This window comes from Flavobacterium bomense, from assembly GCF_003970355.1.
Map to the genome: position 1 here is coordinate 1 of NZ_RYDJ01000080.1, position 1,573 is coordinate 1,573.

Annotated in this window: 1 pseudogene; it reads right to left on the reverse strand. The window is 30.9% G+C overall.

Annotation, left to right across the window (positions count from 1 at the left end):
- Positions 1 to 1,367 (reverse strand): annotated as a pseudogene (locus EKL98_RS15670) (hypothetical protein); the annotation flags it as partial.
- Positions 1,368 to 1,573 lie beyond the last annotated feature (206 nt).

Sequence of the window (1,573 nt, forward strand, 5' to 3'; positions counted from 1 at the left end):
CTATATCCTTTTGTTGGATAAGTCATTTTTTTTAGTAATCCTATTTTAGCCTTTGTTTCATCTAAATTTCGGTTGGCACCATTCGGGAAAATGGCATTAAAATTATTTTCAAAAGTTTTTCCAACTCCAGATAAATTAGGATATAATTTTATGTTTGTAACTTTACCATTATAATACCCCCAATAGTCTTTTGCAAAACTCAATCGATTAGGTAAACCTGAAAGATCTCCATAATCAAAATTATACTTTTTGGTTGTGTCTAAAAATTTAACCTCATTAAGAAACATCCTTTGATTTGCGGTGGTATATGCTAAATCTGCTTTTTCAATAACACTATTTAAATTGTTCTTTAGGGTTACAGTTGAGAGTAAGCTGTAGTTTGCTACGTCAGGATGGGCAATATTGTATTCAAAATTGATGGTTCCATACAGTGAATTAGTACTTGAAATACTGGTGATTTTTTTTCCTTTTATATTCAGTCTATGACTCAGTATAGGGCCTTCATAAGGCGGGTTTGCTGTTTGGTGGCAATAATCATTAGACAGATTGTCTACAGGATATTCTTCATACCAACAATTTATTGATTGCTCTAGAGTCGTTATATAATTATAGACCTCATCGGCGTAATTAAAATTAACAATATCATTATTTGGCATTATAATTTTAGTGATACTCCATGACGTAGTTGAAAAAGTCCCCGTGTGGCTTGAGCCATTATCACCGGTAGTATCTAGTCTAGATTCTTCAATTGCATTAAAATAATATTTTACACCTTGCTCATCATTTATTAAAAATCCACCTAATCCCTCGGGATTGAACGTTACTTTTAGAGAAAAATCACTTAAAACAACAATTTTTCCGTTATTGTTAAAAGTAAATCTTCCCGATCTGCCTAAAAAATTAAAGTTAAATATATCTGGTTCACTGTCAAAAACTAAAGAAGCTGAAGTGTCAGTTAATTGAGATCCATAGAATATTGTATAATAATAATTGATAAATTCGGTTGATTTATAATCCTCATTTATTACCGCAGGATGTGCATAACCTCTTAATTCATCAGGACCATTTCTAGTAGTCCTGCTTATAATACCACCAGTATTAATAACCCATCCTAATCCTACTTTAGTTCCCAAGTCATCAACACCGATGCCGTTTGAACTATAGCCTAAAGTAATTGGAATTGTTAAATCTTTGGTTTTATATTCCAGTAAAGGGACTGACACATTTGGAGATCCAGTAAATAGACCAATTGGCACTTCTCCATATTTACCTAATTCATATGCTGTTGGTGAGGGTGGAGTAAATTTTGGAAATTCCTGAGAATATACAAAAGAGCAAAGAAAAAAGAGTGAAAAATATTTTTTCATAAAATGGAATTTAGTTTAAATAATTATTTATAATTTGTTGTTGTTTTTGAAAACCCTTATTTGGCAATTATATTGAAACCAGAGCTTAATACTTCGTTTTTATTTTTAGAGTAATCTGTTTTTTATATTATTTCACTAGTGTCCACTTAAAATAAGTTGAAAACCAGCTGGTTAGTAATATGTTCATTGACATTATTGTAATCTGA